Source organism: Frigidibacter albus, from assembly GCF_009908165.1.
Classification (GTDB): domain Bacteria; phylum Pseudomonadota; class Alphaproteobacteria; order Rhodobacterales; family Rhodobacteraceae; genus Frigidibacter; species Frigidibacter albus.
Genome location: NZ_JAAAUC010000019.1, coordinates 21,501 through 27,776 on the forward strand (window position 1 = coordinate 21,501; position 6,276 = coordinate 27,776).

The following is a 6,276-nucleotide window of genomic DNA, read 5'->3' on the forward strand; positions in this document are numbered from 1 at the left end:
GTGCCAGCCACGGCCTGCGGCGCGCCCACGCATTTTTGGCCCCGTTCGCAAGGGATTACGCCAGACCTGCCCCTCGCTGTCCGGCAGAGCAAGCGCCGCCGCGCAGATTTCACGCAATATGCGCGGCCTGCGCGCCCCGCACCGCACCGCGGCCCGATTGGTATGGCCTTACGTGCCCGGGGCCTGCCGCACCAGCGCGCGGCGACGCGCGGCGGCAGGAAGCTTCAGCATCTCGCGATACTTCACGACGGTGCGCCGTGCCAATGTGACACCTTGAGCCTGGAAATGCGCCGCTATCGCCGCATCGCTCAGCGGTGCCTCGGGCCGCTCGGCCGCGATCAGCGCGGCAATCTGGTGGCGGACCGCGGCGGCCGAAATCCCGCCCACGCCGCCGGTCCGCGGCAAGGCATTGCTGAACAGCTCGCGCAGCAAGAACCCCCGCCCCGGCGCCGAGACCAGCAGCCCCGCCGTCACCCGGCTTATCGTGGTCTCATGCACGCCCACGGACGCGGCGACCGAGCCGAAGGACATCGGCACCAGATCGACCGGGCCACCCTCCAGATAGGCCAGCTGAAGCCGCACGACCTCTTGCCCCACTTTCAGCGTGGTCGCATTGCGCCGGTCCACCGCGCTGTGCAGCCATTCGGCGGCACGCCGGCTTTCGGCGCTGGCCTCCGGGCCGGCCGGATCTTGTACCACCAGCCCCGGTAAGGTGGACCGGTTCAGCTCGATCACCCAGCCCGACGGGCAGCGCCGCAAGATCATGTCCGGCTCGACGGCCCGCGGCGGCGCGGGATCGAAGCTTGCGCCCGGCTTCGGGTTCAGCCGCCGGATTGCCAGAAGGATGTCGCGGACATCCGCCTCGGATAGCGCACAGAGCGTCGCCAACCCTGCCAGATCGCCCTTTGCCAGCATCGGCAGGTTCTGCAGGACAATGGCGAAGGCTGGCGTCATCAACCCCTGATCGACGGCTTGCAAGCTCAGGCATTCCGCCAGCGAGCGTGCAAACAATCCGGCCGGCTCCACCTGCTGCAGCCGTGCCAGCACAGCTTCGGCGCTTTGCAGAGGCACATCGCAGGCCCCCGCAATGCTGGAAATTGGCAAGCCCAGCCAGCCCGTCGGCTCCAGCGCCTCGGCAAAGCAGAGTGCCAGCCGACGCTGGTCCTCGTCGCGGAACATCATGCCGATCTGCCTGCACACATGGTCGTGCAGCCCCGGCGCGCCGGCCCCGGCCTGCTCGACCGAGATCTGGCCCAACCCGCGGGGTGGAGGCGGCAGCACCGGCGGCCGCGCCACCGCAGGCACTGTCCGCGTGTCCTGCCAAATCGACGCGATCTGCTGGACGGGGCTGGGCACGATCTGCACGAATGGGTTGCCACCCGCCAACCGTTCCAGTTCGCCCGAAAGCTCAGCATTGGTGCAGCGCAGCAGCCCGATCGCGGCGCGCAGATCCTGCGTCATCGCCAGTGCGCGTGCAGGTTTGATCTCAAGGGCGGGCAAGCCAAGCATTCCGTCAGTTTGCGGCAGCGGAACACCGCGCGCAAGTCGCGGGAAGGGGCGGTAGTTCATCTCTTTTTCGGTTTCGACCCTTGGAACAACCCGCAGTCGATCAGGATATCTCCGTGACCAGTTTCCAGCCGAAAGCGGGAGCCTGTCACCGAACGGGCGGCGCCGTGAAACGTCAGGCGGGGATGGGGCATGGTGTCATCCTGTCATTCTTTTTGTGGTCAAACCCGAGGTTGCATCACATGCTACTGATCGGACCCATGGCTTACGGCTGTGCCTTCCGCGACCAGGTCGCTGGGGTGCAGGATCACTTGATCCCCGGCCGCGACCCCGGAATGCACTTGTGCAAAGCTCTCATTGCGCTCGCCCAAGGTGATGATCCGCAGCCGCGCGCGCCCGTCCTGCACCACGTAGGTTGCCCAGTCAGACCCGTCGCGGAACAGGGCGCCGACCGGAATCGTCAACACGGCGTCGCCCTTCCACAGGGTGATATGGGCAATGACGCGGAACCCGTGGCCCAGAAGCTGCCAATCCGTCGGATCGCCGCGCAGGTTCAGAATCACCATGACCCGCTGCTCATCAATCCCAAGCGCCGAAACCTTGGTTGTGGCCGAAGGCTCGATGCGCTCGACCCGTGCTGCGATGGGCGCGCCGCCCCAGCCGGTGATCTGCGCCTCTGACCCCTCGCGCACCCGTACGGCATCGCGTGACAATAGATCCACCGCGATCTCGAGATTGCCGGGATTGCCGATTTCCATGATCGGGGTCCCGGGCTGCACCACCTGCTCGTTCTCGGTCAGCACCCGCAACACCCTACCCGAAACCGGGGCGATGATGTCGACACAACAGGCTTCGGCACCGTAGGGATCGCCGGTGCCAAGTACGGCCTCGGCGCTTTGCAACTCGCGTCCGCGCACGGCGAGATTGGCCTTGGCGCTGTCAAGGGCGGCCCGGGCAGTTCGCTGTTCCAGAATGGCGGTGTCCAGCACCCGCTGAGAGATGGCCGACCGTCCAAAAAGCGCGCGGGACCGATCAGCGTCTGCGGTCCTGAACTCAAGCGCGGCCTCGGCTTGTGTCACTTGGGCCACAGCCAGATCCACGGCGGATTGTGCCGCAGATCGGGTCGCTTCTGCCACGCTGCGCGCGCGTGCATCCAGCAGCGCCGGGGCCGCCGGGCCGATCACCGCCACCACGGTTTCTTGCGCGACGACCGGGTCACCTGCGTGCAGATCAATCCGCCGCAGCTTTCCGCCGATCGCGGCCGAGATGGTAAACACCTCACGGATGCGCGCCTCGCCCTCCTCGGCCACCGCAACCTCGAGGGTGCGCGGCGCAATGTCGGCAACCTCGACCTCGACCGGACGGGGCAGGAAGGCCCAGACGACCCCTGCAAGCAGGGCCAGAACAGCAATCGCAAGGATCAGGCGGCGCATGGCTCATTCCCTCGTTTTCAGAACCTCGACCATGTCGAGGCTGTTGATCCGTCCACGGATCGCCCAGGCCGAGGCCAGCGCGGCGGCACAGACGACCAGGCTGGCCGTCACATAGACCTCGGGCCCGATCACGAACGGCACGCGGTAAAGATCGGACGAAAATGCCTGCACCATTCCAAACGCGATGACATAGCCGAAAAGCCAGCCAAAGGGTTGTGCCAGCAGGACAATCGTGGCCAATTCACCAAAAAGGATGCCCGACACCTCGCCACGGGTGAAGCCCAGAACCCGCAGGCTGGCCAGCTCCCGCCCCTGTTCAGACAGGGCGATGCGGGAAAAGTTGTAAACCACCCCAACGGCGATGATCGCCGCCAGACCGACATAGACGGTGATCATCACCGTGATGTTTTCGGCCAGTGTCTCCTTGAAACGCGCCACGGTCAGGGCGGTCACCGCCACAAAGCCGGTCTTGGGCGTGGCCTTTGCGGCGGCATAGAAGGCCTTCTGTTGTGTCTCGTCTATCTGCAAGGCAACCCCCGAGATCACCGCCCCTTCGCCCGCGGCGCGGTTCAGTGCGGCAATCTCCATTGCCGCGCCAAGGCCGACATAGCCCAGCGACAGGCCGCTGACCGGCAAGGTCACGGTGTTGCGCGCCCCCTCAAGAAACTCGACGGTGACGCGGTCGCCAGGGCGAACTGCCAAGGCTTCGGCCAGGGCTTCAGACAGGATCAGCCCCGCCTCCGGCATCGCCATCGGTCGCAGATCGGGGGCCAGCACGCGCGACAACACGGGCGCTTCCGGCTTGCCCATGATTGACAGCTTGCGCGACAGGGCGCGGTGGCTGATCCGGGCAGCCACCGCGCGAAACGGCTCTGCCGCCAGAACGCCGGGCATCTGGCGGGCGGCAAACAGCGCGCGAGCCGGCTCGGCGGCTCCGAAAGCGACCAGCGCGTCATGCCGTTCGGCACGGGTAAAGGTGACGTCGATCATGTGGTTGATCGACCCGAAGGACCATAGCGAAGCCACAAGGATCGCCACCGCCATGGCAACGCCAAACATGCCGGACGCAGTCCGCAGCGGCCAGCGGAACAGATGCCGCGCCACCATCACCCCGGTCTGGCGCAAGGCGAACAGCCGGCGAAGGCCCGCCATGCGCGCCCGGTAGTCGGCTGGTGCGGGCGGTGACATCGCCGCGGCAGGCGGCAAGGCCACGGCAACACGTACGGCAAACAATGCCCCCGCCACTGCTGCAGCCACGGTAAAGCCAGCGGCCAGCCCATAGATCTGCGGATCGCGGGTGAAGATCAGGAATGGGAATGAGAAGAAGCGGACGTATAGCTGCGCAAGACCGGCCCCAAGCCAGCTTCCCGCTGCGACGCCAATCACAATCCCAAGCATCGCGATTGCCAGCACGAATTCCACATAGTGCTGCGCGATAGCCCGCGAAGAATAGCCGATGGCCTTCAAGAGCCCGATCTGCTCGCGCTCCAGCGTGATGAGGCGTGAAAGGGTGATGTTGACCAGCATCGCCGCGACCATGAGGAAGATCGGCGGCAGGACCTTGACCATCGCCCTCAGCTGTTTCAACTCGGCATCCAGAAAGGCGTGCGAGATCTGGTCTTCTCGCGCCACCGCCCCTGATCCGCCGTAAGGCGCAGTCAGTCGGTCAAGCGCCTCGATTGCGCGGTCGACCGACGCCCCCGGCGCCAGCTTCAGGACGACATTCGAGAATGCACCTTCCAGATCAAAGGCTGCCTCAAGCGCTGGGCGCGGCAGCCAGGCGATTCCAAAGCGGCGCGGGTCGGGCATCATCTCGCCAGGCCCCAGCGCATAGATGAACTCAGGCGACAGGGCGATGCCGGTCACCACCAGTTCGCGCCGCTGCCCGTTCATGAGCACAGCCAATCGAGCCCCGAGGTGTAACCGGTGGGCAGCTGCAAATCCCTCCGACACCACCATCTCGTGGGCCGATTGTGGATCTGGCAATCGGCCCAGGCGCAAGTGCAACAGGTTCAACCCCCGGTCGGCGTTCTCGGGCAGCGAGACCATGAACAGCGTTCCCGGCTCGGCCATGGTCGGCAGGTCAAGCAGGGCCAGCTTCGCGATCCTGGCTTCGGCGGCCAGAACGTTGTCTATCTCGCGGATATCGCCCAGCAGAGCGCGGGGTGCCCGCGTCACATCGGCAAAGACATCGGCGAAACGATAATCGTCGTAATAGCGCGCCCGCGTTTCATGCAGCGAGGAATACGCCCCATTGCCAAGGATCAGCGTCGCCACCCCGGCCGCCAGGACAAGCGCAATTGCCAGCACCTGCGCCCAAAGGCGGCGCAGATCGCGCAAGACCTTCCGGCGTAGCGGTGAGATCACCATGAGACCTCCGCCGGGCTTTTCTTGGTAGCGTTGGTGGTTTCTTCGACGATCCTGCCATCGGCAAAGCGCAAGACCCGGTCGGCGATTTCCCGGATGGCCGCATTGTGGGTGATGACCAGCGTGGTCGCGCCCACGCTGCGATTCACCTCGGCCAGCGCCTCGAGCACCTTGATGCCCGTGGCTGAATCAAGCGCGCCGGTCGGTTCGTCGCACAACAATACTTCGGGGTTCTTGGCAATGGCCCGGGCAATCGCCACCCTCTGCTGCTCGCCGCCCGACAGCTGCGCAGGGAAATGGTCGCGGCGGTCTGTCAGGCCCACCAGCGCCAAGGCGTCGTCGGGCGACATCGGATGGCGGGCAATCTCGGTCACCAGCGCCACGTTTTCACGCGCGGTCAGGCTGGGCACCAGATTGTAGAACTGAAAGACAAAGCCGACGTGATCGCGCCGGTATTGCGTCAGCCCCCGCTCATCCAGCGCGGTCAACTGATGATCTCCGAACCAGGCTTCGCCGGCAGTTGCCGTATCGAGCCCGCCGACAATGTTCAGGAAGGTCGATTTTCCTGACCCGGACGGGCCGAGGATGACGATGAATTCACCCCGCGCCGCGCGAAAGTCCACCCCGCGCAGGGCGTGCACTTCCTGCGCACCACTTCGATAGACCTTGGTCAGCCCCTTCGTTCGGAAGATGGAGTTTGACATGGCCACCCTCCTGCACCGCCCTCGCTCACGGAAATCTATCATACCTCATCCGCGTCATCCTTGACGCGGGTCAATCAAAGCCCACGAACTGATGCGAGGCGCAGCACTGTCACGGGCGCCTCCGGCTTTCTCTGGGCAGATGGGCTGCTGCCGGTTCCGTGGACGCGAAGATAAGATCGTGACCATTGACCTGGAGAGTGGATATGACGAGACGGAAGTTCAGCCGCGAGTTCAAGATCGAGGCGGTCAAGCTGGTGACCGAGCGG

4 protein-coding genes are annotated in these 6,276 nt (G+C 65.3%); all 4 read right to left on the reverse strand.

Going from position 1 to position 6,276, the window contains the following annotated elements; genetic code table 11:
• Positions 1-168 precede the first annotated feature (168 nt).
• Positions 169-1,500 (reverse strand): RNA polymerase factor sigma-54, encoded by a 1,332-nt coding sequence (rpoN, locus tag GVY41_RS19190; RefSeq protein WP_161348581.1) that lies wholly within the window; start codon positions 1,498-1,500, stop codon positions 169-171.
• 251 nt (positions 1,501-1,751) lie between these two features.
• A complete protein-coding gene (locus GVY41_RS19195) occupies positions 1,752-2,939 on the reverse strand; it encodes an efflux RND transporter periplasmic adaptor subunit (protein ID WP_161348582.1) in 1,188 nt (395 codons plus the stop codon).
• 3 nt (positions 2,940-2,942) lie between these two features.
• A complete protein-coding gene (locus GVY41_RS19200; RefSeq protein WP_161656932.1) occupies positions 2,943-5,309 on the reverse strand; it encodes an ABC transporter permease in 2,367 nt (788 codons plus the stop codon).
• Complete coding sequence (locus GVY41_RS19205; RefSeq protein WP_161348583.1) at positions 5,303-6,010, reverse strand: ABC transporter ATP-binding protein; 708 nt, start codon at positions 6,008-6,010, stop codon at positions 5,303-5,305. The genes GVY41_RS19200 and GVY41_RS19205 overlap by 7 nt, the downstream gene beginning before the upstream one ends.
• Positions 6,011-6,276: the final 266 nt, after the last annotated feature.

Coding starts and splice junctions, on each gene's coding strand:
- GVY41_RS19195 (WP_161348582.1), bottom strand. CDS start 2,939: ATGCGCCGCCTGATCCTTGCGATTGCTGTTCTGGCCCTGCTTGCAGGG.
- GVY41_RS19200 (WP_161656932.1), bottom strand. CDS start 5,309: ATGGTGATCTCACCGCTACGCCGGAAGGTCTTGCGCGATCTGCGCCGC.
- GVY41_RS19205 (WP_161348583.1), bottom strand. CDS start 6,010: ATGTCAAACTCCATCTTCCGAACGAAGGGGCTGACCAAGGTCTATCGA.